The organism is Pseudomonas sp. FME51 (genome assembly GCF_014897305.1).
The window spans coordinates 45,765-71,637 of the sequence record NZ_JABUYN010000013.1 but is presented as its reverse complement, the minus strand read 5'-3'; the positions used below and the strand labels follow the sequence as shown (position 1 = coordinate 71,637).

At 58.8% G+C, this 25,873-nt stretch carries 23 protein-coding genes and 1 pseudogene; 11 read left to right on the top strand and 13 right to left on the bottom strand.

Annotated elements, in window-relative coordinates:
* Positions 1-84 precede the first annotated feature (84 nt).
* Complete coding sequence (uvrA, locus tag INT39_RS18780; RefSeq protein WP_193075529.1) at positions 85-2,922, bottom strand: excinuclease ABC subunit UvrA; 2,838 nt, start codon at positions 2,920-2,922, stop codon at positions 85-87.
* Positions 2,923-3,124: 202 nt separating this feature from the next.
* Between uvrA and INT39_RS18775 the strand changes: the two genes are divergently transcribed.
* The 4 genes from INT39_RS18775 (at position 3,125) to INT39_RS18760 (ending at position 6,765) form a co-directional block, all read left to right on the top strand.
* The gene (locus tag INT39_RS18775) at positions 3,125-4,495 is read left to right on the top strand and encodes an MFS transporter (protein WP_193075528.1); all 1,371 of its coding nucleotides are present in this window, start codon (positions 3,125-3,127) and stop codon (positions 4,493-4,495) included.
* Between the two features lie 28 nt (positions 4,496-4,523).
* A complete protein-coding gene (gene ssb / locus INT39_RS18770; protein WP_193075527.1) occupies positions 4,524-5,024 on the top strand; it encodes a single-stranded DNA-binding protein in 501 nt (166 codons plus the stop codon).
* A gap of 110 nt (positions 5,025-5,134) precedes the next feature.
* Positions 5,135-5,812 carry a histidine phosphatase family protein gene (locus INT39_RS18765; protein WP_193075526.1) on the top strand — a complete coding sequence of 226 codons (678 nt, stop codon included), beginning with the start codon at positions 5,135-5,137 and terminating at the stop codon, positions 5,810-5,812.
* 71 nt (positions 5,813-5,883) lie between these two features.
* Entirely contained in the window at positions 5,884-6,765 is an 882-nt protein-coding gene (locus tag INT39_RS18760; RefSeq protein ID WP_193075525.1) for a sugar nucleotide-binding protein, read from the top strand.
* A gap of 72 nt (positions 6,766-6,837) precedes the next feature.
* Here the strand turns inward: INT39_RS18760 and INT39_RS18755 are convergent, their stop codons facing one another.
* On the bottom strand, positions 6,838-7,521 hold the full coding sequence (locus INT39_RS18755) for an OmpW family outer membrane protein (protein ID WP_193075524.1): 684 nt from the start codon (positions 7,519-7,521) through the stop codon (positions 6,838-6,840).
* A 194-nt stretch (positions 7,522-7,715) separates the two neighbouring features.
* Between INT39_RS18755 and INT39_RS18750 the strand changes: the two genes are divergently transcribed.
* The 6 genes from INT39_RS18750 to INT39_RS18725 are packed head-to-tail and all read left to right on the top strand — an operon-like array spanning position 7,716 to position 12,561.
* Complete coding sequence (locus INT39_RS18750) at positions 7,716-8,483, top strand: DUF3450 domain-containing protein (protein WP_193075523.1); 768 nt, start codon at positions 7,716-7,718, stop codon at positions 8,481-8,483.
* Positions 8,480-9,826 (top strand): MotA/TolQ/ExbB proton channel family protein, encoded by a 1,347-nt coding sequence (locus tag INT39_RS18745; protein WP_193075522.1) that lies wholly within the window; start codon positions 8,480-8,482, stop codon positions 9,824-9,826. The genes INT39_RS18750 and INT39_RS18745 overlap by 4 nt, the downstream gene beginning before the upstream one ends.
* Positions 9,819-10,334: a MotA/TolQ/ExbB proton channel family protein gene (locus INT39_RS18740; protein ID WP_319021390.1), complete on the top strand. Its 516-nt coding sequence runs from the start codon at positions 9,819-9,821 to the stop codon at positions 10,332-10,334. Before INT39_RS18745 ends, INT39_RS18740 begins: the two co-directional genes overlap by 8 nt.
* Before the next feature lie 12 nt (positions 10,335-10,346).
* Positions 10,347-10,760, top strand: coding sequence for an ExbD/TolR family protein (locus INT39_RS18735; RefSeq protein WP_193075521.1), 414 nt, complete (start codon positions 10,347-10,349; stop codon positions 10,758-10,760).
* Complete coding sequence (locus INT39_RS18730) at positions 10,760-11,449, top strand: energy transducer TonB (protein ID WP_193075520.1); 690 nt, start codon at positions 10,760-10,762, stop codon at positions 11,447-11,449. Before INT39_RS18735 ends, INT39_RS18730 begins: the two co-directional genes overlap by 1 nt.
* A gap of 2 nt (positions 11,450-11,451) precedes the next feature.
* Complete coding sequence (locus tag INT39_RS18725) at positions 11,452-12,561, top strand: tetratricopeptide repeat protein (protein WP_193075519.1); 1,110 nt, start codon at positions 11,452-11,454, stop codon at positions 12,559-12,561.
* A gap of 8 nt (positions 12,562-12,569) precedes the next feature.
* On the opposite strand, the gene INT39_RS18720 is transcribed toward INT39_RS18725, so the two are convergent.
* The 11 genes and pseudogenes from INT39_RS18720 to INT39_RS18670 form a co-directional block, all read right to left on the bottom strand.
* A complete protein-coding gene (locus INT39_RS18720; RefSeq protein WP_193075518.1) occupies positions 12,570-13,082 on the bottom strand; it encodes a DUF3299 domain-containing protein in 513 nt (170 codons plus the stop codon).
* A gap of 11 nt (positions 13,083-13,093) precedes the next feature.
* The gene (locus tag INT39_RS18715) at positions 13,094-14,392 is read right to left on the bottom strand and encodes an ABC transporter permease (protein ID WP_193075567.1); all 1,299 of its coding nucleotides are present in this window, start codon (positions 14,390-14,392) and stop codon (positions 13,094-13,096) included.
* Positions 14,392-15,102 (bottom strand): ABC transporter ATP-binding protein, encoded by a 711-nt coding sequence (locus tag INT39_RS18710; RefSeq protein ID WP_193075517.1) that lies wholly within the window; start codon positions 15,100-15,102, stop codon positions 14,392-14,394. Before INT39_RS18710 ends, INT39_RS18715 begins: the two co-directional genes overlap by 1 nt.
* A 139-nt stretch (positions 15,103-15,241) precedes the next feature.
* Positions 15,242-15,571: pseudogene (trxA, locus tag INT39_RS18705) on the bottom strand (thioredoxin); the annotation flags it as partial.
* A gap of 139 nt (positions 15,572-15,710) precedes the next feature.
* On the bottom strand, positions 15,711-16,514 hold the full coding sequence (locus INT39_RS18700) for an outer membrane protein OmpK (protein WP_193075515.1): 804 nt from the start codon (positions 16,512-16,514) through the stop codon (positions 15,711-15,713).
* Between the two features lie 172 nt (positions 16,515-16,686).
* Entirely contained in the window at positions 16,687-17,991 is a 1,305-nt protein-coding gene (gene codB, locus INT39_RS18695; RefSeq protein WP_193075514.1) for a cytosine permease, read from the bottom strand.
* 44 nt (positions 17,992-18,035) lie between these two features.
* Entirely contained in the window at positions 18,036-19,319 is a 1,284-nt protein-coding gene (locus INT39_RS18690; RefSeq protein ID WP_193075513.1) for an amidohydrolase family protein, read from the bottom strand.
* Positions 19,320-19,347: 28 nt separating this feature from the next.
* Positions 19,348-19,782, bottom strand: coding sequence for a DMT family transporter (locus INT39_RS18685; protein ID WP_226944897.1), 435 nt, complete (start codon positions 19,780-19,782; stop codon positions 19,348-19,350).
* A 48-nt stretch (positions 19,783-19,830) separates the two neighbouring features.
* On the bottom strand, positions 19,831-21,276 hold the full coding sequence (gene hydA / locus INT39_RS18680; RefSeq protein ID WP_193075511.1) for a dihydropyrimidinase: 1,446 nt from the start codon (positions 21,274-21,276) through the stop codon (positions 19,831-19,833).
* Positions 21,277-21,347: 71 nt separating this feature from the next.
* A complete protein-coding gene (locus INT39_RS18675; RefSeq protein WP_193075510.1) occupies positions 21,348-22,838 on the bottom strand; it encodes an NCS1 family nucleobase:cation symporter-1 in 1,491 nt (496 codons plus the stop codon).
* 607 nt (positions 22,839-23,445) lie between these two features.
* Positions 23,446-24,363: a LysR family transcriptional regulator gene (locus INT39_RS18670; protein WP_193075509.1), complete on the bottom strand. Its 918-nt coding sequence runs from the start codon at positions 24,361-24,363 to the stop codon at positions 23,446-23,448.
* A gap of 154 nt (positions 24,364-24,517) precedes the next feature.
* Here INT39_RS18670 and INT39_RS18665 point away from each other — a divergent pair, with 154 nt between their 5' ends.
* Complete coding sequence (locus INT39_RS18665; protein WP_193075508.1) at positions 24,518-25,861, top strand: aspartate aminotransferase family protein; 1,344 nt, start codon at positions 24,518-24,520, stop codon at positions 25,859-25,861.
* Positions 25,862-25,873: the final 12 nt, after the last annotated feature.

Below are 25,873 nucleotides of genomic sequence, written 5' to 3'. Positions count from 1 at the left end.
CGCAAAATATGAGTTGATCGGACTCTCTCAAAAGCGTCGCTGCCGGGTGTTGGGAGAGTCCTTGATGAGCATGGAGTGTGTGCGTTATTTTTCCCGGTCGCGTTCCAGCAACGGGCCGAGAAACTGCCCGGTGTGCGAGTGCGCCATGGCAGCAACCTGCTCCGGGGTACCTGTAGCGATGATCTGACCGCCTTTGGAGCCGCCCTCGGGGCCGACATCGACGATCCAGTCTGCGGTCTTGATCACGTCCAGGTTGTGCTCGATGACCACCAGGGTATTGCCGTGATCGCGCAGGCGATGCAGAACATCCAGCAGCTGCTGAATATCGGCGAAGTGCAGGCCGGTGGTGGGCTCGTCGAGGATGTACAGGGTCTTGCCGGTGTCACGTTTGGACAGTTCCCGGGCCAGCTTGACGCGTTGCGCCTCGCCGCCGGACAAGGTGGTGGCGGACTGGCCCAGGCGCACGTAGGACAGGCCTACATCCATCAGCGTCTGTAGTTTGCGCGCCAGTGCCGGCACCGCATCGAAGAAGGCGCGGGCCTCCTCGATGGTCATCTCCAGCACTTCATGGATGTTCTTGCCCTTGTATTTGATTTCCAGCGTTTCACGGTTGTAGCGTTTGCTCTTGCATACGTCACAGGGCACGTAGATGTCCGGTAGAAAGTGCATTTCCACCTTGATCAATCCGTCGCCCTGGCAGGCTTCGCAGCGTCCGCCCTTGACGTTGAAGGAGAAACGTCCGGCCTTGTAGCCGCGTGAGCGCGCTTCCTGGGTGCCGGCAAACAGCTCGCGAATTGGGGTGAACAGTCCGGTATAGGTAGCCGGATTGGAGCGCGGAGTCCGCCCGATCGGGCTTTGGTCTATATCCACCACCTTGTCCAGGTGCTGCAAGCCGTCGAAGCTGGAATAGGGGGCAGGGTCCAGCGTGGTGGCCCCGTTCAGGGCAGTCGCAGCGATCGGGTACAGGGTGTTGTTGATCAGCGTCGACTTGCCCGAGCCGGATACGCCGGTCACGCAGGTCATCAGGCCGACCGGGATTTCCAGGTTGACCTTCTGCAGGTTGTTGCCGCAGGCGCCTTTCAGGTGTAGCCACTGGTCCTTGCGTGCCGGTGTGCGTTCGGCCGGCACTGGAATCTTCACGGCGCCGGACAGGTACTGGCCGGTCAGAGAGGCCGGATTGTTCATGACTTGTTCCGGTGTGCCGTGCGCGACGATCTGTCCACCATGCACGCCGGCGCCCGGGCCAATATCCACTACGTAGTCGGCCAGCCGGATGGCGTCCTCGTCATGCTCGACGACGATGACCGTATTGCCCAGATCGCGCAGGTGAATCAGGGTGCCCAGCAGACGCTCGTTGTCCCGTTGATGCAGGCCAATGGAGGGCTCATCGAGAATGTACATGACGCCCACCAGGCCGGCGCCGATCTGACTGGCCAGGCGAATACGCTGGGCCTCACCACCAGACAGGGTGTCGGCGCTGCGATCCAGGGCCAGATAGTCGAGCCCGACGTTGACCAGGAACATCAGTCGCGCGCGAATTTCCTTGAGGATCTTCTCGGCGATTTCACCGCGACTGCCCGGCAGTGTGAGTTGCCCGAAGTATTCCGCCGCAGCGCCGACCGGCATGGTGGTGATGCCGGACAGGTTGCGTTCGTCGATGAATACATGACGTGCCTCGCGGCGCAGGCGAGTGCCGTGGCAGTCGGGGCAGGGCTGGGTGCTGAGGTATTTGCTCAGCTCTTCGCGCACGCTCTGTGATTCCGTCTCCCGGTAGCGACGCTCCAGGTTGGGCACAATACCTTCGAACGGATGCTCGCGCTTGACGATGTCGCCGCGGTCATTGAGGTAGCGGAAAGGGATCTTGTCAGTGCCGGTGCCATTCAGAATCAGTTTGCGGTGCTTGTCGCTCAGATCATCGAAAGGCTGGTCCAGATCGATACCGTAATGCTGGGCCAGCGAACTGAGCATCTGGAAGTAGTAAACGTTGCGTCGGTCCCAACCGCGAATGGCGCCTTCGGCCAGTGTCGACTCGCCATTCACCAGCCGACGATTGTCGAAGAACTGTTTGACCCCCAGCCCATCGCAACCCGGGCAGGCGCCGGCTGGATTGTTGAAGGAGAACAGGCGCGGTTCGAGTTCGCTGATTGAATGACCGCACTGGGGGCAGGCAAAGCGAGCGCTGAAGGTGACTTCCTCGCCTTCTTCACCTTCCATGGGGGCGACAATGGCGATGCCGTCGGCCAGATTCAGGGTGGTCTCGAAGGATTCGGCCAGACGCAGCTGCAGGTCTTCGCGCACCTTGAAACGGTCGACGACCACTTCGATGGTGTGCTTGCGCGTCTTCTCCAGTGCCGGTGCTTCGTCCAGGTCGTAGATGCGCCCATTGATACGCGCACGAACGAAACCCTGAGCACGCAGTTCGTCGAGCAGGGCCAGGTGCTCGCCCTTGCGTTCGCGCATGACCGGCGCCAGCAGCATGAGCTTGCTGCCTTCGGGGCGGGCCAATACCTGATCGACCATCTGACTGACGGTTTGCGCGGCCAGCGGCAGGTCATGATCAGGACAGCGCGGCTCGCCGACTCGGGCGAATAGCAGTCGCAGGTAATCGTAGATCTCGGTGATGGTACCGACGGTGGAGCGCGGGTTGTGCGAAGTAGACTTCTGCTCGATGGAAATCGCCGGGGACAGGCCTTCGATATGATCGACGTCGGGCTTTTCCATCATCGACAGGAACTGCCGGGCGTAGGCCGATAGGGACTCGACATAGCGTCGCTGGCCTTCGGCATACAACGTATCGAACGCCAGCGAGGACTTGCCCGAACCGGACAGCCCGGTGATGACGATCAGTTTGTCGCGTGGCAGGTCCAGATCAATGTTTTTCAGGTTGTGGGTACGCGCCCCACGTATCAGGATAGTATCCACAGCACATTTACCCGCAGCCAGCAAAGCTCGACAGTATACGTGTTTCGGGGGTGTCCCCGCAAAAAACGCCCGCCGAAAGGTTGTGTCGGCGCTGCGTCAACGGCTATAGCCCAGGCCATCGCCGCAGCGGACGTACGATACCTGTTTCGACCGCTCAAGCATGCTAAAATGCCGGCCTTTTGTTCACCGCAGCGGAGAATCCATGTACCCGGCAGATACCATGTCGTCCCAAGAGCGTCGCGCTGCGTCGTCCCTGGCTGCGGTTTTTGCCTTTCGCATGCTCGGTCTGTTCATGGTGCTGCCGGTGCTGGCGACCTACGGACAGGACCTGCAGGGAGCCACGCCGTTGCTGATCGGCATGGCTATCGGCGCCTACGGCATCACCCAGGCTTTTCTGCAGATTCCCTTCGGCATGCTGTCCGACCGTATCGGCCGTAAGCCGGTGATCATCGGCGGTCTGCTGCTGTTTGCTCTGGGTGGTCTGCTGGCAGCCCAAGCCGACAGCATCGCTGGCGTCATCGCGGGGCGCGTGTTGCAGGGCGCGGGCGCCATCGCCGCGGCGATCATGGCGCTGGTCGCCGATCTGACCCGTGATCAGCACCGCACCAAAGCCATGGCCATGATCGGCATGAGCATCGGTCTGTCATTTGCCGTGGCCATGGTCGCCGGGCCGCTGATCGCCGGGGCTGCCGGCCTGCCGGGCGTGTTCTATACGACGGCGGTGCTGGCGCTGGTGGGTATCGCCCTGGTTGCGCTGGTGGTACCGACGCCGGTGCAGGCGCTGCATCATCGTGACGCCGGAGTGGCCAAAGGCGCCTTCCTACCGGCCTTGCGCAATCCCGATCTGCTGCGCTTGAACTACGGCATCGCGGTATTGCATGCTTTGCTGATGGCCTGTTTTGTTGCCATCCCGCTGGCGCTCCAGGAGCAAGCCGGGTTGGTGCGAGAGAGTCACTGGTGGGTCTATCTGACCGCACTGCTGCTGTCCTTCGTCGGCATGGTGCCGCTGATCATTTATGCCGAGCGCCAACGCAAGATCAAGCGGGTGGTGCTGAGTGCGATTCTGCTGCTGGCGCTGGTGCAGCCGATGATGTGGCTGAGCATGACCTCCCTGCCTTGGCTGGTGGCGGCCATAGTGCTGTTTTTTGTTGCTTTCAACGTGCTGGAAGCGACCTTGCCGTCTCTGCTCAGCAAGATTGCACCAGCGGGCAGCAAGGGCACGGCCATGGGCATCTATTCCACCAGTCAGTTTGCCGGCGCGGCCCTCGGGGGTGTGCTGGGCGGCGCGGTTTATGGGAGCTTCGGCCTGGTCGGAGTGTTCGCCTGTTGCGCGCTGCTGGCACTATCCTGGTTCGGAATTGGTGTTACCATGGCCGAGCCTCCGTACGTTACCAGCCTCCGCCTGGCGTTGGCCCCGACGCTGGTTCGGGATGAGGCGTTGCACCGGAGAATACTGGACGTACCGGGAGTGGCCGAGGCAGTTATCGTGGCTGACGAACTAGCCGCTTATATCAAAGTCGATACACAGGTGCTGGATCGCGAACAACTGGACCGGATCGTCAATCCGATCTGAATACACCAGACACCCGAGGAGAGTGAGAATGGCCAGAGGCATCAATAAAGTAATCCTGATCGGTAACGTGGGCGGTGACCCGGAAGTGCGCTACATGCCCAATGGCAACGCAGTAGCCAACGTCACCCTGGCGACGACCGACAGCTGGAAGGACAAGCAGAGCGGCCAGCAGCAAGAGCGTACCGAGTGGCACCGTGTGGTGTTCTTCGGTCGTCTGGCGGAAATCGTCGGCGAATATGTACGCAAGGGCTCCAAGCTGTACATCGAAGGTCGCCTGCAAACGCGTGAGTGGGAAAAAGACGGTGTGAAGCGCTACACCACCGAGATCGTGGTTGATATCGGCGGTCAGATGCAGTTGCTCGATGGTCGCCCCCAGGGTGGCGAAGGCATGGCCCCGCGCCCACAGCAGTCGCGTCCGGCACCCCAGCGTCAGGCAGCGCCGCAACAGCAGGCTCAGCAGCCAGCGCAGCAACCTCAGGCGCAGCAGATGCCTGATTACGACAGCTTTGATGACGACATTCCGTTCTGATATAGAGCTGTCTGAACAGCCCGGTATGCCTGAGGATGAGAACATCCAAGGGCAGCCGGGTTTTTTTTGCCGGCCTTTTTGTCTCCCAAGAAAAACAAGTGGAATCATGCATGTCTGAGATCTATTTTGTACGCCACGGCCAGGCTTCCTTCGGCTCCAGCAACTATGATCAGCTATCGGAGTTGGGGCATGAGCAGGCACGCCTGCTGGGCGAATATTTTCGCGAACGGGATATGCTGTTCGACCACATCATCACCGGGGACATGGTTCGCCACCGTGAAACCGCCGAAGGCATCTGCGCCGGCATGGGGTTGGCTGAGCAGAGTTTCGAGGTGTATCCGGAACTGAACGAGTTCGACTTTCATTCAGTGCTGCGGGCCTATACCGCCCAGTTCCCCGAGCATGCACTGCCGGAAAAACCGGTGGCGCTGGATTTCTTTCGGCGCCTGAAGCAGGGCATTCTGCTGTGGTCCACGGGCGAGCTGGAAGGGGAGCTGCCGGAAACCTGGGCCAACTTCGAACAGCGTCTGGCGGCATTCCGGGAAGGCGTTCAGCAGCGCCATGCGGGCCAGCGCCTGCTGGTGGTCAGCTCCGGTGGAGCCATTGCCATGCTGGTGCGGCAATTGTTGCAAGCGCCCGAATCGACCATGGTCGATCTCAACCTGCAGACCCGCAACACGGCGGTGACTCATTGCCGATTCAATAACCGCAACATGCGCTTGAGCAGTTTCAACAATATCCCGCATCTGGACCGGTCTGATCGCCAATCAATGATTACCTATACCTGACACACCTTGATGACGTGAACCGCTGAACGTTGCACAATGCAACACATCAACAGTATCGACAGGTTATGTGAATGCGAATGCGGGTGTTGCTGCTCGGTGGGGAAAACAGGCTCGGGCAGGCGTTGCTGGCTCAGGCGGCGGCGGAGTTTATCCAGCTGGAATCGGTCGAGCGCCCGGAGCAGGGCTGGCAGCCGGATATGGCTGATGACCTGCTGACCGGCGCCAAGCCGGATCTGGTGTTGAATCTGGCGTTCTATCGCGAGCAGTTTCAATTGGGTCTGGAAGATGCTGCGGTACTGCAGGCCCAGCAGCAGTTTGACGAGCGATTGATCCGAGGCTGTGCGAGCAAGGGCGTGACGCTGATGATGCTCTCCAGTGCCCGCGTGTTCGATGGCAGCAAAACGACCTCCCATACCGAGAAGGATGAGCCGCGGCCCACAGGTGCGCTGGGCCGGTTGCAAGCGCAGCTGGAAGACAGCCTGCGCACACAGTGTCCGAAACATATCATTCTGCGTTTCAGCTGGTTGCTGGATGCCGCGCCGGAAGGGCCGTTCGGGCAATTGATAGCCGGGCTCAAAGGCCCCTCTCCGTTGACGCTGCCTGAAGAATGGCGTGGCAATCCGACCCCGGTCGCGGATGCGGCGCGGGTCATGTTGTCGCTGCTGAAGCAGCTGGATTGCGCTGCGTCAGTGTATGGCACCTATCACTACGGCAGCAGCGAAGTGACTACCTGGATCAGCTTTGCGCAAAATGTGATGCAGGAGCTGATCGGTCGCGGTGTGCTTTCCGGAGATGTGGTATTCCAGCCAGTGGCCTACGGCAGTCTGCCTGAGCTGCGCGGCCGGCCGCAGAATGCGGCACTGCTGGGGCGCAAGCTGATGCTGGTGTTCGGCATCAAGCCGCGGACTTGGCGTAGCCAGTTGCCGGCGCTGTTGGATGAGCTGGAAAGCTGAGTGGGGAACAGATAACTGAGTTGTATAAATAGAAACGGCCGCATCAGCGGCCGTTTCTATTGCGGGCGGGTTTTAGAACTTATAGCCCAGACCGACCATATAGACGAAGGGGTCGACGTCAACATCTACCTTGACCCGTTCACCAGCCAGGCTGGTCTTGCCGGTGGTGTCGATATCGATATAGCGTACCTGAGCATTGACCATCCATCTGTCGTCGAGCATGTAGTCAGCACCGACCTGCAGGGCCAAGCCCCAGGAGTCGTCCAGCTCCAGGCCGCTGAAACCTTGTTGTTTTCGCTCACCGCTCAGGCCTTCATCAAAGAACGTGGTGTAGTTGATACCTGCACCCACGTATGGCTGGAAGGCGGATTGGTTGTTCAGCGGATAGTAAACCACGCTCAGGGTAGGCGGCAGATGCTTGATGTCGCCCAGTTTTCCATCCAAACCGCCGCCCAAGCCTTTCAGACCCACGTCATGGCTAAATGGCGTGGCTGCCAGCAATTCGATACCCACTTGGTCAGTCAGCATATAGGCGAAGTTCAGACCCAGCTGGGTATCGCTGTCCAGGGTAGCCTTACCGCCAAGATTACCTAAGGTGTTGTGTTTTATACCCGAACTGTCCTCACGCGGGTCAACCGTAATCGCACCTGCGCGAACAATGATGTCACCAGCCTGATGAGCTTGAGCGATGGAAGCAGCCAGCAGAGCAGGGGCGAGCAGCAGGCCGAGAGCAAACTTTGATGCAGTGCGCGACATTGAGATGTCTCCTTGGGTATCGGGTATGGGCCTACTCTAGGCATCCCGCCCGCATCGTTTATTGATCTGGAGCAATTGTTTGCCTTGTGTTCTTGCGACAGGATGCCGCAGTTGAATTCTGCTGTCGGGAAGATGATAATGCTTCTCTTTTGTGGCGAGGCTATCGAGTCTCATCATGACCCTGGAGGAACTGGATGAGAGCGGTTTGGATATTCTTGATGGCCGGGCTGTTGCCGACCGTGGTGTTGGCGCAAGGCGCAGGAGAACGTGCTCTGGTCGAAGGCGAGGCCATGATGACTGACGCCCAGCGTTCACAGCAGCGTATCGATCAGCTGGACGACGCTACCCGCGACGCTCTGAACCGCTACCGCCAGGCGATCCAGCAAAAGGATCAGCTTGCCGAATACAACCAGCAGTTGAGCAAGATGGTCGATTCCCAGCGCAGTGAGCTGGAAGACCTGCAGGCCCAATTGGCGACCGTCGAAGAAACCCAGGCTGAAGTGATGCCGATGCTGCAGCGCATGCTCAGGTCGCTGGAGCAGTTTGTTGAGCTGGACCTGCCGTTTCTGGAAGATGAGCGAGCCGATCGGCTGGCGCAACTCCAGGCGTTGATGATCCGTCCGGACGTTACCGTTGCGGAGAAGTATCGCCGGGTGCTTGAGGCTTATCAGATCGAAAGCGATTATGGTCGCACCCTGGAAGCCTGGCGCGGCGCCCTGGACATCGATGGCAGTCAACGCGTGGTGGAGTTTCTGCGGTTGGGGCGGTTGGTGCTCTTCTATCAGAGCCTGGACGGTCACACGCAGGGCTACTGGAATGCTGAAGCCCAGCAGTGGCAGGCTTTGCCCGCCGGTTACCACCGTACGCTGGCACAGGGGCTGAGAATCGCCCGTCAGCAGCAGACCCCGGTGATGCTGCGTTTGCCTTTGCCGCCGGTCAGTGAACAGGGAGTTGCACAATGAAACGTCTGTTGATTGCTTTTGCCGCGGCCCTGATCAGCCCGCTGACGCTTGCCCAACCCGCCTCTCTCGACCAGTTGCTGCAGGACATTCGCGAGATCCGCAGCAGCGAGCAGGCCGCCATGCGTGAGCGCGAAGCACAATTTTTGCGTGAGCGGGACAACCAGCAGGGTCTGCTGGCACAGGCCGAGCGTGAACTGGCGCCGATCAAGGCTGAAGCTGACCAGCTCAAGGCGGAGTTCGATCGGCTGGAGAAGGAGCTGACCGATACCGAGGCGCAGATGCGGGAGCGCAGCGGCAATCTCGGTGAGCTGTTCGGTGTGGTACGACACATGGCCGGTGACACCCGCAGTCAATGGCAGGATTCGCTGTTGAATATGCAGTTCCCCGAGCGCCTCGCTCAGCTCGACCGACTGGCTTCCACGGCGCAGATTCCGACGGTGGAAACCCTGGAGCAGTTCTGGTTCATGTTGCAGGAAGACATGACCGCCAGTGGCAAGATCAGCAAGGTCAGTGCACCGGTTATCGGGCGGGATGGTCAGCAGCATGAGCAGCCGGTCGTGTTGGTCGGTCCCTTTGCCGCGCTGGCTGAAGGGGAGTATCTCAGCTACCAGTCTGAAGCCGATACCCTGCAGGTGGCTGACAAGCAGCCTGACGGCCGCGGCCTGATCAGTGACTTTGTGGCACCGCGCAGCGAGCTGGCTGACCTGGTGGTCGATCCCACTCGCGGTACCGTGATCAGTCAGATGCAGCTCACGCCTTCCTTCATGGACCGGGTACGCCAGGGTGGCCTGGTGGGTTACGTGATTATTGCTCTGGGTGTGCTGGGTGTGGTGCTGGCGCTGGTCAAGCTGGTCTGGTTGCTGGGTATCTCCCGGAAGGTGGAACAGCAGGCCAACAGCTTGGATCAATTGCGCGATGACAACCCGCTGGGGCGCATTCTCGGTGTGATCGGCAGCAAGCCGCGACTGGAGGAGCTGGACACGCTGGAGCTGAAACTGGACGAAGCGATCCTGCGTGAAACCCCGGCGCTGGATCGCGGCAACGGACTGATCAAGCTGCTGGCTGCCGTCGCCCCGCTGCTGGGCCTGCTCGGTACCGTCACCGGCATGATCGCGACCTTCCAGGCTATTACCCTGTTTGGTACAGGTGACCCGAAGTTGATGGCCGGCGGTATTTCCCAGGCACTGGTGACCACGGTGCAAGGCCTGGTGGCAGCCATCCCGCTGCTATTCCTGCATGGCATGCTGGCTTCGCGCAGCAAGGCGCTGATCCAGCTGCTTGAGCAACAGAGTGCGGGTTTGATAGCGCTGCATCTGGACACCGGAGAGCGGCGGGGTGAGTGAAGCCCTGTGGATGCTCAGGGACTTTCTCGACAGCGGCGGCTGGGTGCTGTGGACGATCCTGTTCTTCACCATAGTGCTGTGGACGCTGATGGTCGAGCGGCTGTGGTATCTGTGGCGCATTTTCCCCAAGCGCTCGGCCAGCCTGCAGAACCGCTGGTTGCGCCGCACAGATCACAGCAGTGCGGCGGCCCGGCATATTCGTGAAGCCTGGCTGTCTATAGCGCGACAGCGGCTGAATCGGTTTATGCCGATGATCCGAGTCATGATTGCCATGTGCCCGTTGCTCGGACTGCTGGGTACGGTGAGCGGCATGATCCAGGTGTTTGACGTGTTGTCGGTCAGTGGCACCGGCAATCCTCGGGCGATGGCGGCGGGTGTGTCCCGCGCCACCGTACCGACCATGGCCGGGATGATGATTGCCATCAGCGGATTATTTTGCCTGGCGCGACTCGATGCAGCGTCGCGGCTGGCCATGCAGCGGCTTACTGACCGCCTGCGTCACGAATAGGAATACTTGACCATGCGCATGCGCAGACACTCGGCAGGAAACGACGATGAAGCCGGCATTGACCTGACCCCCATGCTTGACGTGGTGTTCATCATGCTGATCTTCTTCATCGTCACCAGCACCTTCATCAAAACGACCGGTATCGAAGTCAACACCCCGACAGCGGACAGCTCCGAAGAGCAGCCCAAGGGTAATATCCTGATCGCCGTGGACCCCAATGGCGAGATATGGATCGATCGCCAGCAGGTGGATATCCGCGCGGTACGCGCTGCAGTGGAACGTATGCGGGTGGATCAGCCTGAGAGTAGCGTCGTGGTGCAGGCAGATCAGGATGCACGCAGTGGCCTGGTCATTCAGGTAATGGATCAGGTGCGCATGGCGGGTGTGCAGGATGTGGCGCTGGCTGCCACGGTGGGAGCCAACTGATGCGCCTATTGGTCAGCTTTGCCGGTGCCTTGCTGGTAACGCTGGCGTTGTTCGCCTTGATGATGGTGCTGATCATGCCACCACGGGACACTCGTGATCAGGGTGCGGAACTGGCGCGTGTCAGCTTTGTACGCAGCGTCGCTGACACGCCCAGCGATAGCCGCCAGCGTCAGCAACGCCAGCCGCCGGAGCAGCCGCAGCCGCCGGACGTGCCGCCACCCCAGCCAGCGCCGCCGCAACCGCAGGTCGAAACCAGCGTGCAGCTGAATATTTCCGTACCGAATCTGCCGACGCCGGGTATCAACGTGGCCGTTACCCCCACCTTGGCCGGCATTACCGCGGCGCAGGCACCAGCACCAACCCCGGCACCTGCAGTGCCCGCGGCGCCGGCCGCATCGAGCAGCCCGTCCACCGCTGAAGAAGTCAGCCCGCTGGTGGATATACCACCCAACTATCCGCAGCGCGCGTTGGCGGCGGGTATCGAAGGTGAGGTAACGCTGGCGTTCACCATTTCTCCCGACGGGCGAGTGGAGAATCTGCAGGTGACGGCAGCCAAACCCAAAGGGGTGTTCGAGCGTGAAGCGCGCCGTGCCGCCAACCGCTGGCGCTTTGCACCGCGTCGGGAAAACGGCCAGGCAGTGGCGCGTGAAGCAACCAAAACCTTGTATTTCCGTCTGGAGGACAGATGACCATGGGCGTCGCAAACCTCTATCGTAGTGCGGCATTGGGTCTGACGCTGTTATTGGTTCCGGGACTGGTGATGGCCCAACAGGCTATCAATCCGGTGGTATTCCAAGCCCTGACGGCGGCGCAGAAGGCGCAGCAGAGTGGTGATCTGGGTAAGGCGCGGACGGCGTTGAATCAGGCTTTGGACAGCGTCGAGGCGGGCAGCCTGGAGCTGGCGCTGATCCAGCAGCGACTGGGTTATGTCGCCATTGCCGCCAAGCAGAACGGGCAGGCAGTCGACTGGCTGCGCAAGGCACTGGCCCACGACAAGTTGGATGCGCCAGCGGCTCGCCAGGATCAGCTCAATCTGGCCCAGTTGCTGGCGGTTGAAGGTCAGTATGGCGAGGCTGCCCGACTGTTGGAGCGCGCGCAGGCGGGTGGTGCCCTGTCATTGGAGCAGAAGCAGCTGCTGGTCCAGTGTTACAGCCAGACCCGCCAGTACGCCAAGGCCATTCCACTGGCGGAGCAGGTAGTGCGGGCGGATTCCGGCGCGGCGGATATCTGGTATCAATTGCTGGTGGGCATGAATTATCAGCAGGAGCGCTATGACAGTGCCGCCCAATGGCAGAAGGTATTGCTCAAGCGCGCGCCACAGAACCGAGAGCACTGGCGCCAACTGGCGGGGCTGCAGAGCCAGGCCGGCAAGCAGCCGGCGGCGGCCGCCACTCTGCGGCTGGCCCACGAGGCCGGTGTTGGCCTGACCCAGGCCGATCTGGACAACATGGTAGCGTTGCAGGTCAACGCCGGTGCGCCCTGGCAGGCGGCGCGCCTGCTGGAAGAGCTGATGGCGCAGAAACTGTTGCCCACCGATGCGGCACGGCAGGAGCGGCTGGCGCAGCTCTGGACCCTGGCCCGTGATCGCAACCGGGCGCGTGAGGCCTGGGTCGCTGTGGCCAACGGCAGCGGTCGCTCCGATCATTGGTTGCGGCTGGCCAATATCCAGTTGGAAGATGGCCAGTGGTCGGATCTGCTGACTACCCTCAAGCGAGCCCAGAGCGGCGCCAGCAGTCAACAACGTCAGCTGATCCGGCAGTGGGAAGGCTATGCCCGGTCGGCGATGGAAGACAACAGCTGAGCCGGCGATCAGAAACCCTGATATGGCTCCACGCTGGCATTGTTGATGCGATAGCCCGCGTCCACCAATTCACTGTGCATGTGCTCGACGCGGAGCACGCCGCTGATCCAGAACGGCTGATACAACTGCCGCAGCTCGATGCCGGTGGCGCTGATCACATGCACGATCTGGTTCGAGGGCGGCGGCGGTACATGGATGCAAGCGCCGAAATAGGGCACCAGCAAAAACTCTTCCACCTGTCCTTCATCGCTCAGGCCCAGCGGTACGATATACCCCGGTAGCCTGATGCTGCGTCCATCCATGGCAGCCACGACCGGCGCCAGCGGTTGCTGTTGCACCGCCGGATCGCCGAACGTTTCGTCCAGGTTGCCGAGCTGAGACAGGTCATGCATCGGTTGCGGCGCTTCCATCCTGACGCCCTCCGGCAACAGTTCACCCCAGGTGATTTCCTGAGCTGCGCCGGCGGTCATGGCCGCCAGCATCAGCAGGCAACCGTTCAAGAGTATCCAGCCTGAGCGCATCTTCCCTGTCCTCACGTGCGAATCGACAATCCATCGACCAGCGATTGACGGTAAGCGCGCCATGCCGGCACGCATCCCATGACGATCCCCGCTGCCAGAATAAGACCCAGCAGACTCCAGTCTCGTGAGCCCGGCGCTGTCAGCGGGATAAACAGGCCATACTGCGACAGAATCAATGGCTGCGCCAGCCACAGTGCCAGATACATCAAGCCCAGCCCCAGCAATATACCCAATGCTGACAGGCTGGCAGCCTCCAGCAACAGCAAACTGAATACATGCCGCGGCCGGGCGCCGACCGAGCGCAGGATGGCCATTTCTCGGCGCCGTTCGTTGAGGCTGGCGAGAATGGCGGTGAGCATGCCGACCAGCCCGGTGAGTACGACGAACACCGAGACGATGAACAGGGCCTTTTCCGCTACGCCGAGCAGGCTCCAGAGTTCCTGCAGGGCAACGCCGGGCATGATGGCCATCAGTGGCTCGTCGGGGAAGCGGTTGATATCGCGCTGTACCGTGAAGGCGGCGACACGGTTGGTTAGGCCGAGCAGCGCGGCATTGATGGTGGTCGGGGTGAGATCGTGGTTGTCGGCGTGCCCATGCTCATGCCCATGATGAGCATGGTCGTTATGGTCGTTATGGTCGTTATGGGCGGCGGCTGCGGACCGCCCATGATGCCAGTCCGCATGCACCGCCTCCTGGCCCGCCAGGCTGATATGCAGGGTGCGATCCACCGGCGTACCGGTGCGCGCGAGAATGCCGCTGACCCGGAACGGGTGGTCATCGTGCTTGATAAAGCTCACCGAACCGGTGCCGTGCCCGAGTACCAGCTCGTCGCCCAGAGCATAGCCTTGCTCGCGGGCGACATCCGCGCCGATGACCGCGTCGTACAGATCATCGAACGGCTGTCCGTCGGTGAAGCTGAGTTGACGGTCGCGGCCATGGCGAAAATGGGTGAAGTAATCCGCACTGGTGCCGAGCACCGCATAACCGCGGTGCGAATCACCCAGGGAAATCGGGATCGCCCAATCCACCCGCGGATGGGCGGTGATTTTCTGGAAACTCTCCCAGGCCATGGTGCTGGTCGGATTGCCGATGCGAAATACCGAATACAACAGCAGTTGCACCGAACCGGTACGCGGACCGACGATCAGGTCGGTGCCGGAAATGGTTCCGGCAAAGCTGGCGCGGGCCTCGGTACGAACCTTCTCCACCCCCAGTAACAGGGTCACGCTCAAGGCGATGGTCAAGATGGTCAGCAGTGCGGAAAAACGTCGATTGGCCAGGCTGCGGAAGGCCATGCGCAACAGATATATCATGTGGTCTCCCTGGTGCTGGCACGATTGAGTTCGTTCATATTCAGGCTACGATCGAACAGCGACTCCAGCGCAGCGTCATGACTGACAAACAGCAGGCTGCTGCCCACCGCCTTACATTCAGCAAACAGCAATTGGAGAAAGGCTTCGCGGGTATCGGCATCCAGTGCCGATGTCGGCTCGTCGGCAATGATCAATTCCGGGCTACCGATCAATGCCCGGGCGGCGGCGACGCGTTGTTGCTGACCGATGGACAGTTCGGCCACGGGTTTGTCGCACAGCGCGGATTGACTCAGACCCAACTGTTGCAGCAGGTCGGCTGCCGCCGCCGCCACCGAGCCATGACGTTCTATTGCGCGCTGCTGGCGCAGGCGCGAGAAGTGGCAGGGCAAGGCGATGTTCTCGGTAATCGACAGGTAGGGCAACAGATTGAACATCTGGAATATATAGCCGCTGTGGTCGGCACGAAATCGATCGCGTGCCGAGCTGGACAGGCCCGCCAGATCCTGGCCAAGCAGGCGGATATACCCATGCGCCGGCAACTGCACACCACCGAGCAGGCTCAACAAGGTCGTCTTGCCGCTGCCGGAGGGACCCTTGAGGAACACCCGTTCGCCGGGCTGCAAAGTGAAGGTGTCGATATCCAGTAGCGTTGGTTGGCCGGGCCATGCGAAGGTGGCGTGTTCAAGCTGTATCACGGGTGGGGACATGGAGCGGGCGATCCTGCAGAATATTTAAACGTTATCTTATAACGCTATTTCTCAGGGTCAAGCGGTACCTGTCACTCTGAACACGTCTCTGGGAATGTCAGCGTGCTTGGCCCAGCTGTTTACCAGCGGTTGTTAAAAAATGAGGTTCGAGCGCCGCGCGAATATCGCTTTCAGGCTGGATACCGGCAAAGCCATCCACCGGCTGCCCGTTTCTGAACAGCACCACAGTCGGCAGGCTGCGGATACCGAAGCGCTCGGTCAGCGCGGCTTGCTCGTCGCAGTTGACCTTGGCCAACATCAGCTTGCCGGCGTGACTGGCGGTAATATTCAGCAGGGCCGGCAGCAACGCCTTGCAGGGCACGCACCAGGGCGCCCAGAAATCCACCAGCACAGGTTTGTCGAAGGAGGGTTTCAGCACGAGGTGATCGAAGGTGTCGGCGGTAACGTCGAAGATGCTGGCTTGGCTCATGGGGTCTCGGATCAGCGATGGCAATGGAGTCTATATAGTGCCGGCTGGCCGATTATCAAGTTGCAGCGGCGAAAAGCCAGCCCAGTTCGCCATTACTGCGCGCTGGGCCGGCTGGCGGAAAAAGTTGCAAACATCCCGCCTAAAAGTGTGCCTTCAATAGCAGGCTCGCGGTGTTCTGATTGGTTTCGCCGACAAACTGTTCGCTGACATAACCACCATCTTCAATACCGAATTTATGCTTCCAGTAATCATACTCGATGCCCACATAGACCTTTTCTCGCCAGCCCAGGGCCTTGCCCAGGTCGTATTTGATCTGGGGGTTGATATGTACGTTGGCGTGATACTCGCCGCGACTGTTTTTGTCATTGTCCACAACCCAGTCGATGAAGCCATCAATCACCAGGTCGGACCGGCCCACCGGGATGGTATAGCTCCAGGCCGGGGTGATCTGCCAGACATTATCGCCAGGCCGCCCGCCATCGGTGGTACGCAGATAGGTGTTGAGCTGGAAGTAGTCGAACCCCGGTATTGCCAGGTCGATGGCAGGGCCGATCAGATATGCTTCCGTGTCGCCTTTACCGAATTCGTAGGTCATCGAGATCAGGATGTCAGTGATAGGGCCGAAGGCCAGATTGCTGCCACTGATCTTGCCGATGGACAGGCGCGGGGAGAATTCACCATACAGTGTTCGATCATCATCCCCATCATTGGCTCCCTTGCCGTTGAAGTTGATCTGGTCAACGAACAGAAACAGATCACCAACGCTCCAGCCGCTGGCATGTTCGAAGGTGAAGGTCTGTTGGATTGAGGGGTCTACCTTGAAGTTCTTCCCGTAGAGATAGGTCAGGCTGTTGGTGTGCCATTGGACAAGTTCTTCCGCACATACTGAACCAGAAACGAGACCGGCGCCCATAAGTAGAAGTGGTAGGGTTTTTTTCTTCATGAGTAATATTCCAGTAGTTATTTTTATTATCAACGGCTCGCAGGCCGGTTTGTTTTCCGCTCTTTCTGTTTTCGGAGACAGAACCATTTTTCGCATATGAGTGCTGACAATGACTGAACTCAATGCAGTATTAAGCAGACTAGGTGCGGCCAGGTGATTGGTGGGGGTGGACTCAGTCAGGTTTAGGCGCTATGGGCTCTAAAAAAGTAGAGGGGTATAGTAGTTTGCTCGCTAGGACGTAGATCAGAGCGGCGCAAACAATGCCATTTAGGGGGGCTATGCTGAGCAGTCCTGTTTCTGGCGACATCAGCGAGGTGATAATGGCCAGTGCCCAGGCAATCATCGCTGCCCAATTGATGTTTTTGAACTGGTGTAGGGCAAAGTCTGGATAATGAGTTTTATACCGCAAGTAGAAGTCGCCGATGATGACGCCACCAATCGGTGGCAGAGCGATGCTCAAAAAAGTCAGCCAGCCGACAAAGTTATTATAGAGCAAGTCGGCTAGGGCTGTGCCGGCCAGGCCGGCGATCCACACCAGATGGACCCGCTTTAATCCGGTGAGATTGGTCAGGCCAAGGCTAGAGGCATAGAGGGCATTATCATTGGTAGTCCATATATTCAGTATGAGCAGAATCATGCCGCCGCCAAGCAAACCCTGGATAGCTAGCACTTCGGCAATATCGGCATGCGAGGTGGCTATCGCGCCGATCGCGCCAAAAAAGAACATCAGGCTGTTGCCGAAAGTGAAACCGATAATGGTAGCCCAGACACCGATCTTTCTGCTTTTGGCAAAGCGGACAAAGTCAGGTGTTAGGGTGGCACCGCTGATAAAGGAGCCGACAGCGAGAGCAATCCCAACCGAGAAGGTGAGCGGCGAACTCGGGACATTATCCAGCAGAGTCCTTATACCCCCATCGGTATCGACAATTGCTTTGCCGACTGAGGTGAAACCGAGAATCAAAATAGCGGGGACGGCAATGATGCTCAACCATTCGATGGCTTTAAAACCGACCGCCACAGTGTAAGTCATAGCCAAACCGCCAATGATAATGACCCAGAAAAACGGGACCCCAAGGAAAGTGGTGATCGGGTGAGCGAGCATGGCCAACCCCACTCCGAACCAGCCGATCTGGGTAACCGCCAGCATGAAAGAAGGCATTTTGGAGCCGGTTTTGCCGAAGGAGTACTGGGCGAGCAGGTGGGTGGAGATATTGGTCTTGGCTGCGGCATACCCCAGCAAGGAGCCATAAAGGCCCAAGATCAGGTTGCCGGCCAGAATCACTATCAGCAGGTCTGGCCAGAGGCGAAAGCCTTCGCCCAGCTTGCCGCCAGTCCACATACTGGCGGCAAAGAAAGTAAAGCCGAGCATGACGGCGGACATGGATATCAGGCCGCGGCGGTAGCTTGGCGGCACAATGGAGGAGGCGTAATCATCATGGGTGCCGCCGGCATGGGCGGGCTTTACGGGCTTCGGCATGGATACAGTCTCTTTTTATTGTTATGGGGACGGCTTACTGTGAGTCAGAACACATCTTGAATAAAACTGATGTTACGTGGCTGCCCATTGCTCAGCAGTTGCGGGACGGCGGCTGCCGTGCGGCAAATGACCTGGCCGTTGCGGATCACCTCCAAGCGGGCCGGACGCAGGCGCAGGGCTTCAATTGGATTGCTGGCTTGCAAGATCACCAGGTCCGCGCGATTGCCGGGCTGCAGGCCATAGCCGTCCAGTCCGAGTACTTTGGCGCCGTGGGTGGTGACGGCGGCAAAGGCGGCTTTCATTTCTTCGATACCGGTCAACTGACCAACGTGCAGCCCCATGTGAGCCACATCGAGCATGTCGTGTGACCCGAGGCTGTACCAAGGATCCATAACGCAGTCATGACCGAAGGCGACGTTGACGCCTGCGGCGAGCAGTTCCTTGACTCGGGTCATGCCACGGCGTTTGGGATAGTTGTCATGCCGACCTTGCAGGGTGATGTTGATCAATGGGTTGGCGACTACATGCAGGCCGGCTTCGCTAATGAGCGGAATAAGCTTGCTATTGACGTAGTAATTATCCATGGAATGCATGGAGGTGAGATGCGAGCCAGTGGCTCGCTCCTGCAAGCCGAGACGCTGGGTCTCATAGGCGAGAGTTTCGACGTGTTGGGAGTCCGGATCGTCGCTCTCATCGCAGTGTAGATCGATGGACAAGCCGCGATCCGCGGCTAACTCACAAAGGGCGGTGATCGATCGATTACCTTCTGTGCGGGTGCGCTCGAAGTGGGGTATGCCCCCAACCACATCGACACCTAAGTCCAGGGCACGGAGCAGGTTCTGCTGTGCATTGGGGGAGCGGTAATAGCCGTTCTGCGGAAAGGCTACCAACTGCAGATCGATCAGGTGTTTCAATTCGCTGCGTACTTCTAGCAGGGCTTCGACAGCCATCAGGCTATCATCTGATACATCTACATGGCTGCGTATCGCCAAGGTGCCGCGTGCGATTGACCAGTGGCACAGTTCTATGGCGCGTTTCTTTATTGCCTCGAAAGTCAGGTCGGGCTTCAGCTCGTTCCAGACAGTAATACCTTCAAGCAAGGTACCACTCTGGTTGAGACGCGGCTGGCCGAGGCTCAGGGTAGAGTCCATATGAAAATGACTGTCGACAAAGGGTGCGGTGGCCAGGCAGCCTGGGTGGCAGAGTACTTCTTGGGCCTGAGTCTGGATATGCGGCGCAATCTCCAGAATTTTTCCTTTATCAATTGCGATGTCTACGTTCTTCGCTCCGCAAGTCAAATTGACTCCACGGATAAGTAAATCAATCATTTCCCCCACCTCCACTGTTCCATAAACTCTAAAATTGGCGCACGAGAATGCCTCCGGCAATCAATAACGCGATACCCGCTACTCGCCCGATACTGAGGGCATGTGGGGTAAATCCTGCGAGGCCGAAATGATCAATCAAGGCTGCAGCAGTCATTTGCCCGACCAGCACCATTCCCAGCATGGTCGCTGCACCCAGCCGGGGGCTGAGCATAACCATTGCAGTAACAAAAAAGGCACCCATGATTCCCCCGCTCCACTGCCAGAAGGGCACCGAGGCGAGATCTCCCCAAGCAGGGCGCGGTAAGCGAACGGTCATGCATACGACTAGCAGTAACAACAGCCCGATCGCAAAGGAGACACATGATGCCCACAAGGCATGCCCTGCGCTCAACGCCAGCTGTGCATTCAAGCCTGCTTGCAACGGTAAGACAGCCCCCGCCGCCAACGCCATGAGTAGATACATCCACACTTTATTTTCCTCGTCTGCGCATGGGGCTGCTTTTTGCCATCGCTAGCCTTGGCGTACCACGGGTTGCGGCGTATTCAACTCGTTTTCACGGGCAATGGCATCAAACACCGGGCCAAAGGCTGGCCGGGGTATGTATTGGCCGGCGCCTTCGACGGCAAGCAGCTCACCTTCACGCCAGACGATCTTGCCGCGGCTCAGTGTGTGGCTTGGTATGCCGGTTACCGTGCGGCCTTCAAAAATATTGAAGTCGATATTCTGATGGTGAGTCTTGGCTGAGATAGTGCGGGTGCCAGCCGGATCCCAGACCACCAGGTCCGCATCGGCGCCGACGGAGATAGAGCCCTTGCGCGGGTACATGTTGAACAGCTTGGCAGTATTGGTTGAGGTCACCGCAACGAACTCGTTCATGGTCAGGCGGCCCTTGTTAACGCCTTCATCCCACATGATTGCCAAGCGATCCTCAATACCGGCGGTGCCATTGGGGATACGCGTGAAGTCATCCTTGCCAGCGGCTTTCTGGTCGGCGCAGAAGCAGCAGTGGTCGGTTGCGGTGGTTTGCAGATTGCCGCCGCGCAGGCCTTGCCAGAGCGCTTCCTGATGCTCTTTGGCCCGAAAGGGCGGGCTCATGACGTGGGCTGCGGCAAACTCGAAGTCGGGATGCCGATAAACGCTGTCGTCAATCACCAGATGACCGGCCAGAACCTCGCCGTAGACGCGATTGCCATTATTGCGAGCGCGGGTAATGGCTTCCAGTGACTCTTTGCAGGAGACATGCACGATATAGATAGGCACGTTCATGGCCTGGGCAATATGGATGGCCCGGTTGGCGGCTTCCGCCTCCACAACGGGCGGACGCGACAGCGGGTGGGCTTCAGGGCCGGTCATGCCCTTGGCGAGCAGTTCCTGCTGCAACTGATAGACCAACTCGCCATTCTCCGCGTGGACCGTCGGCATTGCCCCCAGCTCGACCGACCGGCGGAAGCTTTTCACCAGCGTTTCATCGTCCGCCATGATCGCATTCTTGTACGCCATGAAATGCTTGAAGCTGTTGACCCCGTGCTCGCGCACCAGCGTGCCCATTTCCTCGTGTACCGAGTCGTCCCACCAGGTAATGGCAACGTGGAAGGTATAGTCTGCTGCCGCTTTGGCGGCCCAGTCGCGCCATTGATGATAAGCCTCGAGCAAGGACTGTTGCGGCGCCGGAATCACGAAATCGATGATGCTGGTGGTGCCGCCAGCCAACCCCGCGGCCGTGCCGGAGTAGAAGTCATCACTCGCTACGGTACCCATGAAAGGCAGTTGCATATGGGTGTGGGGGTCGATGCCGCCGGGCATCACATACTGGCCGCCTGCATCTATCACTTGCGCAGTAGAGGGCGCATCCAGATTCTCGCCGATCGCAACAATTTTCCCAGCGTCGCAATAGACGTCGGCTCGATAGGTCTTGTCGGCGGTGACCACGGTACCGTTTTTGATGAGTACGGACATGTCTTATTCTCCTTGCAGATCTTGGCGAGCCGGCGATTGCACGTATCTTCCGGCTCGATAGGTAACCCGGTTCATGCGGGCTTCAGGCTATTGCGCATGAGGATCAGATAGACGCCGCCGGCGATCATCAGGCCGACAAACCAGGCGTAGGTATAAATTTCCTGGAATACGACGGGAACGTTATCGACAGCGCCGGCGACATGCAGAAAGCCCGGCAGATTTGGCAGCACGCCGATCACCAGGGCGATCATGGCTGCTGGGTTCCAGCCGTTGCGATAGCTGTATTCGCCATTGTTGCGGAACAGCGCGTGATGATTCAGCTTGGTTTTGCGGATGATGAAGTAGTCAGCGACCATGATGCCGGCCACGGGGCCGAGCAGGGCAGAGTAGCCAATCAGCCAGGTGAAGATATAAGCGCTGGTCGACTCCAGCAGCTTCCACGGCATGATCGCAATACCGATACCCGCGGTCAGGTAGCCGCCCATCTTGAATGAAATCTTGCTGGGGCTGAGGTTGGAAAAGCCGTTGGCCGGGGCGACAACGTTGGCGGCGAGGTTAGTGGTCAGGGTGGCCAGGATCAGGGCGATCAGCGAGATGACAACGGCGACGCCGCCCATCTGACTGGTCAGCTCAACGGGGTCCCAGATGGCTCGACCATAAATCACTACGGTCGCCGAGGTAACAGCTACTCCGATGAAGGCGAAGAGCGCCATGGGCAGGGGAAGCCCCAGCGCCTGACCGATGAACTGGTCTTTCTGGCTGCGGGCGAAACGGGTGAAATCGGGAATATTGAGAGCCAGTGTGGCCCAGTAACCTACCATCGCGGTCAGCCCTGGCCAGAACACGGCCCAGAACTGCCCTTCCCGGGCACCGCCGGCAACAAACTGTGAGGGTGTCGAGAGCATTTCACCAAAACCGCCCGCCTTGAAATAAGCCCAGCCCAGCAGCGCAAGACCCATGGCGATCAGGAAGGGGGCAGCGTAGGTTTCCAGCCAGCGGATGGATTCAGTGCCATAGGCGATAAAAACGACGTGCATGGCCCAGAATAGAAGGAAGCAGGCCAATTGCCCCGGATCTATGCCGAGAAAGCTGATAACACTGCCGGAAATGGCATTGTCGGTCATGATGTTGATGATGATATAGATGGCCGAGCCGCCCACCCAGGTCTGGATACCAAACCAGCCGCAGGCAACCAGCCCGCGCAGCATGGCCGGCAGTTTGGCGCCTGCGGTGCCGAAAGAGGAGCGCAGCAGAACCGGGAAAGGAATGCCGTGTTTGGTACCCGCATGACCGATGGCGATCATGGGCACCAGCACAATGAGGTTGCCGAGCAGAACAGTTAAGACCCCTTGCCACCAGGACATGCCTTCAGCTACCAGTCCAGCTGCCATCATGTAGGTCGGAACGCAGACGACCATGCCAACCCACAGACCGGAGATGCTTTGCCAGGTCCAGGTTTTGTCTTCTTCTCTGGCGGGTGCCAGATCTTCATTCCATAAGTCTGCACTTGGGCTGCTGCTCAAGGAGGTATCGTGCTGAAGTGAACCAGTTTGGGTGTGCATTACATGGTGCCTCGACTCTATTGTTTTTATTTAGCACGCCTGTATTCAGCGTTTTTTTACGGGTATTGCAATTTGATATCGCTGGCGCTTATTAAAAGTTCAATAACGCTAATTAAGTGCGCTCTGCCTGGTTGTTGCGGGTAGTGGGTTTGGTACGAGTGTCTAAGTCAGAAGCTGCGGGCGGCTGACATAGAGGGGGGATGATCTGAAAGTGGTATGGAGAAATACCCAGTAAGATGGCTGCACATTATTTCATCCTCTTATTATTGCTCTCTGATCGAGATGTTTTAAGTCGAATGCCAGTACAACGAACGGGTGCCAGTACCCATAACGGCTAAGCATCAGTGGGTATGGCTTTACGATGATTGCATCGTTGTCTTATAAGTTTAAGGCGATGGAAATGACCGTATTTAATAACTGTTGTTTGCAAACCTACAATCAAGATTTGAGACGGTCAAGGATTATTTTTCCAATCGGTCAAAACTCGCTGCAATTAGTAGCCTGGGTTTTTTGGGCTGTCCGCAGTGCGCCCGGCGCGGAGTGATCTGAGCGGGTGGGGACACCGAAGCGGTCACTCAGGCCTGCGCAGAAGGGTGTCAGCGGATAGCTATTTCACCCCTCGATCGAGTTCTTCCAGATAGCTCTCAAGCACCAGGTTCGGCGGCGCGCCTTTGCGGGTAATGGCGCCATAATGGGTGATGTATCGGTTGGCCAACGGGTCGATTGCCCGCATGGCTTCATCGCGCACCCAGCGTTCGGCGTAGTGGGTGGGTAGGTAACCGATATAGCGGCCAGTCAGGATAAGAAAAGCAATCCCTTCGCGGTCCGTTGCTGATGCCGCGGCCTTGAGTGGCTCGTGCAATGCCTTGATTTTTGGCGTTTGCGCATAGGCTGGCAGGACCGCATCCCAACCACTGAGCGTTACCGGCTCCGATGCCGGATGGTGGTACAGCGGATGGGTTGAGCTGCAATACAACTGCGAGACTTCTTCGTACAGCGGGCGGTAATGCAGCCCAGGCAGGGATTTCAGGTCAGGGATGATACCCACATGCAAGCGGCCGTCCAGAACACCCAGTTCTATATCATTGGGCGGAATCATCCGGATATTGATGTGCACCTCCGGGCCGCGGTCCTTCAGCGCGCCCAATGCCTGGGTGATCAGCATCTGCGGCATGGTCACCAAGCTGTCGGTGATCCCGATGTTGAGCTCGCCCTTCAAGTGGTCATGCAAACTGTTCACGTGGGTACGGAAGCCTTCGATGGCAGCCAGCATCTGCAGGGTAGCCTGGTACACCTCGCCGCCTTCCTGGGTCAGGGAAAAACCGCTACGGCCCCGTTGGCAAAGACGCAGTGCAAGACGGCCCTCCAACTCATTCATGGCGATGCTGATCGCCGCTCGGCTGATATTCAGCTCGACTTCGGCTGCGGAAAAACCGCCGCATTCAACCACCTTGCGAAAAATACGCAGCAAGCGCAGGTCGGTATCACTGATTTGGCCAGGCACTGCCAGCTTACGGTTTCTCATCTTGTTTTCCTCGATAACCGGTTCCTGGCAGGATAACGGAGGACACAAAGTAAGTTAAGTAAACGCTTGCATGAAGGTAAATAAGTTTGGGTTTTACTTTAGCTTGCTACTGGCGAGACTGGCTGCACAAACAACGTACACAAAGGGTGATGTTATGTCTGATCTTAATAATCAGCGCCATGCCGGACTGACCCCCGAGCAGCTTGATGCCTACTGGCTTCCCTATACTGCAAACCGCCAGTTCAAAGCGGATCCACGCATTGTTGTCGGTGCCGAAGGCAGTTATTACATAGATGCTGATGGCCGCAAGATATTCGACGGTCTTTCTGGGCTCTGGTGTTGTGGGGCTGGACATAACCGTCCGGAGATTGCCGAAGCGGTGACCAAGCAATTGCGTGAACTGGATTACGCTCCGGCTTTCCAGTTTGGTCACCCCAAGGCCTTTGAACTGGCCGAGCGGATTACCCAGCTGACGCCGCAAGGCCTCGATCATGTGTTTTATACCAACTCCGGATCTGATGCGGCGGATACGTCGTTGAAAATCGCCCGGGCCTATTGGCGCAAAAAAGGCAAGCCGACCAAGACCAAGCTGATTGGCCGGGCCAAGGGCTACCACGGGGTCAACTTCGGCGGCATCAGCCTGGGCGGCATCGGCGCTAACCGGGCACTGTTCGGCCAGGGTATCGATGCGGACCATCTGCCGCATACCTTGCTCAAGGAAAACCTCTTCAGCCGTGGCATGCCCGAGCGTGGTGTGGAACGTGCCGAGGATTTGCTGGAGCTGATTGCCCTGCATGACGCCTCGAATATTGCCGCCGTCATTGTTGAGCCCATGGCCGGTTCAGCCGGCGTATTGCCGCCGCCGGTAGGTTATCTGCAACGCCTGCGCGAGATCTGTGATCAGCATGAGATTCTGCTGATTTTTGACGAGGTCATCACCGGCTTCGGGCGCGTGGGGGCCAACACCGGCGCGGAAGAGTTCGGCGTTACCCCGGACATGATGAACGTTGCCAAGCAGCTTACCAATGGTGCTGTGCCGATGGGCGCGGTGATCGTACAGCGCGAAATCTATCAGACTTTCATGGAGCAGGGCGGCCCGGAATATGCGATCGAGTTGCCGCATGGCTATACCTACTCCGGTCACCCGGTAGCTTGTGCTGCGGCGTTGGCCTCGCTGGATATTCTGCAAAATGACCGCCTGGTTGATCGGGTCAGGGAAATGAGCCCGATATTTGAAAACGCCTTGCACGGTCTCAAAGGCACCCGCTACGTCACGGACATCCGCAACTACGGGATGGCCGGCGCGCTGCAGATAGAGAATCACCCCGGTGAGCCGGCCCGCCGCACTTACGAGATTGCCATGAAGTGTTGGAAGAAAGGCTTCTACGTACGCTACGGCGGCGACACCATTCAATTAGGCATGCCCTTCATCGTTGAGCGTGAAGAAATTGACAATGTCATCAATGCCATCGGCGATGCCATCAACGAACTTGACTGAATAATACCGCTA

Excerpts from the sequence above, each read along its gene's own strand:
- INT39_RS18775 (WP_193075528.1), top strand. The coding sequence starts at position 3,125 with ATGTACCCGGCAGATACCATGTCGTCCCAAGAGCGTCGCGCTGCGTCG.
- ssb (WP_193075527.1), top strand. The coding sequence starts at position 4,524 with ATGGCCAGAGGCATCAATAAAGTAATCCTGATCGGTAACGTGGGCGGT.
- INT39_RS18765 (WP_193075526.1), top strand. The coding sequence starts at position 5,135 with ATGTCTGAGATCTATTTTGTACGCCACGGCCAGGCTTCCTTCGGCTCC.
- INT39_RS18760 (WP_193075525.1), top strand. The coding sequence starts at position 5,884 with ATGCGAATGCGGGTGTTGCTGCTCGGTGGGGAAAACAGGCTCGGGCAG.
- INT39_RS18755 (WP_193075524.1), bottom strand. The coding sequence starts at position 7,521 with ATGTCGCGCACTGCATCAAAGTTTGCTCTCGGCCTGCTGCTCGCCCCT.
- INT39_RS18750 (WP_193075523.1), top strand. The coding sequence starts at position 7,716 with ATGAGAGCGGTTTGGATATTCTTGATGGCCGGGCTGTTGCCGACCGTG.
- INT39_RS18745 (WP_193075522.1), top strand. The coding sequence starts at position 8,480 with ATGAAACGTCTGTTGATTGCTTTTGCCGCGGCCCTGATCAGCCCGCTG.
- INT39_RS18735 (WP_193075521.1), top strand. The coding sequence starts at position 10,347 with ATGCGCATGCGCAGACACTCGGCAGGAAACGACGATGAAGCCGGCATT.
- INT39_RS18730 (WP_193075520.1), top strand. The coding sequence starts at position 10,760 with ATGCGCCTATTGGTCAGCTTTGCCGGTGCCTTGCTGGTAACGCTGGCG.
- INT39_RS18725 (WP_193075519.1), top strand. The coding sequence starts at position 11,452 with ATGGGCGTCGCAAACCTCTATCGTAGTGCGGCATTGGGTCTGACGCTG.
- INT39_RS18720 (WP_193075518.1), bottom strand. The coding sequence starts at position 13,082 with ATGCGCTCAGGCTGGATACTCTTGAACGGTTGCCTGCTGATGCTGGCG.
- INT39_RS18710 (WP_193075517.1), bottom strand. The coding sequence starts at position 15,102 with ATGTCCCCACCCGTGATACAGCTTGAACACGCCACCTTCGCATGGCCC.
- INT39_RS18700 (WP_193075515.1), bottom strand. The coding sequence starts at position 16,514 with ATGAAGAAAAAAACCCTACCACTTCTACTTATGGGCGCCGGTCTCGTT.
- codB (WP_193075514.1), bottom strand. The coding sequence starts at position 17,991 with ATGCCGAAGCCCGTAAAGCCCGCCCATGCCGGCGGCACCCATGATGAT.
- INT39_RS18690 (WP_193075513.1), bottom strand. The coding sequence starts at position 19,319 with ATGATTGATTTACTTATCCGTGGAGTCAATTTGACTTGCGGAGCGAAG.
- INT39_RS18685 (WP_226944897.1), bottom strand. The coding sequence starts at position 19,782 with ATGTATCTACTCATGGCGTTGGCGGCGGGGGCTGTCTTACCGTTGCAA.
- hydA (WP_193075511.1), bottom strand. The coding sequence starts at position 21,276 with ATGTCCGTACTCATCAAAAACGGTACCGTGGTCACCGCCGACAAGACC.
- INT39_RS18675 (WP_193075510.1), bottom strand. The coding sequence starts at position 22,838 with ATGCACACCCAAACTGGTTCACTTCAGCACGATACCTCCTTGAGCAGC.
- INT39_RS18670 (WP_193075509.1), bottom strand. The coding sequence starts at position 24,363 with ATGAGAAACCGTAAGCTGGCAGTGCCTGGCCAAATCAGTGATACCGAC.
- INT39_RS18665 (WP_193075508.1), top strand. The coding sequence starts at position 24,518 with ATGTCTGATCTTAATAATCAGCGCCATGCCGGACTGACCCCCGAGCAG.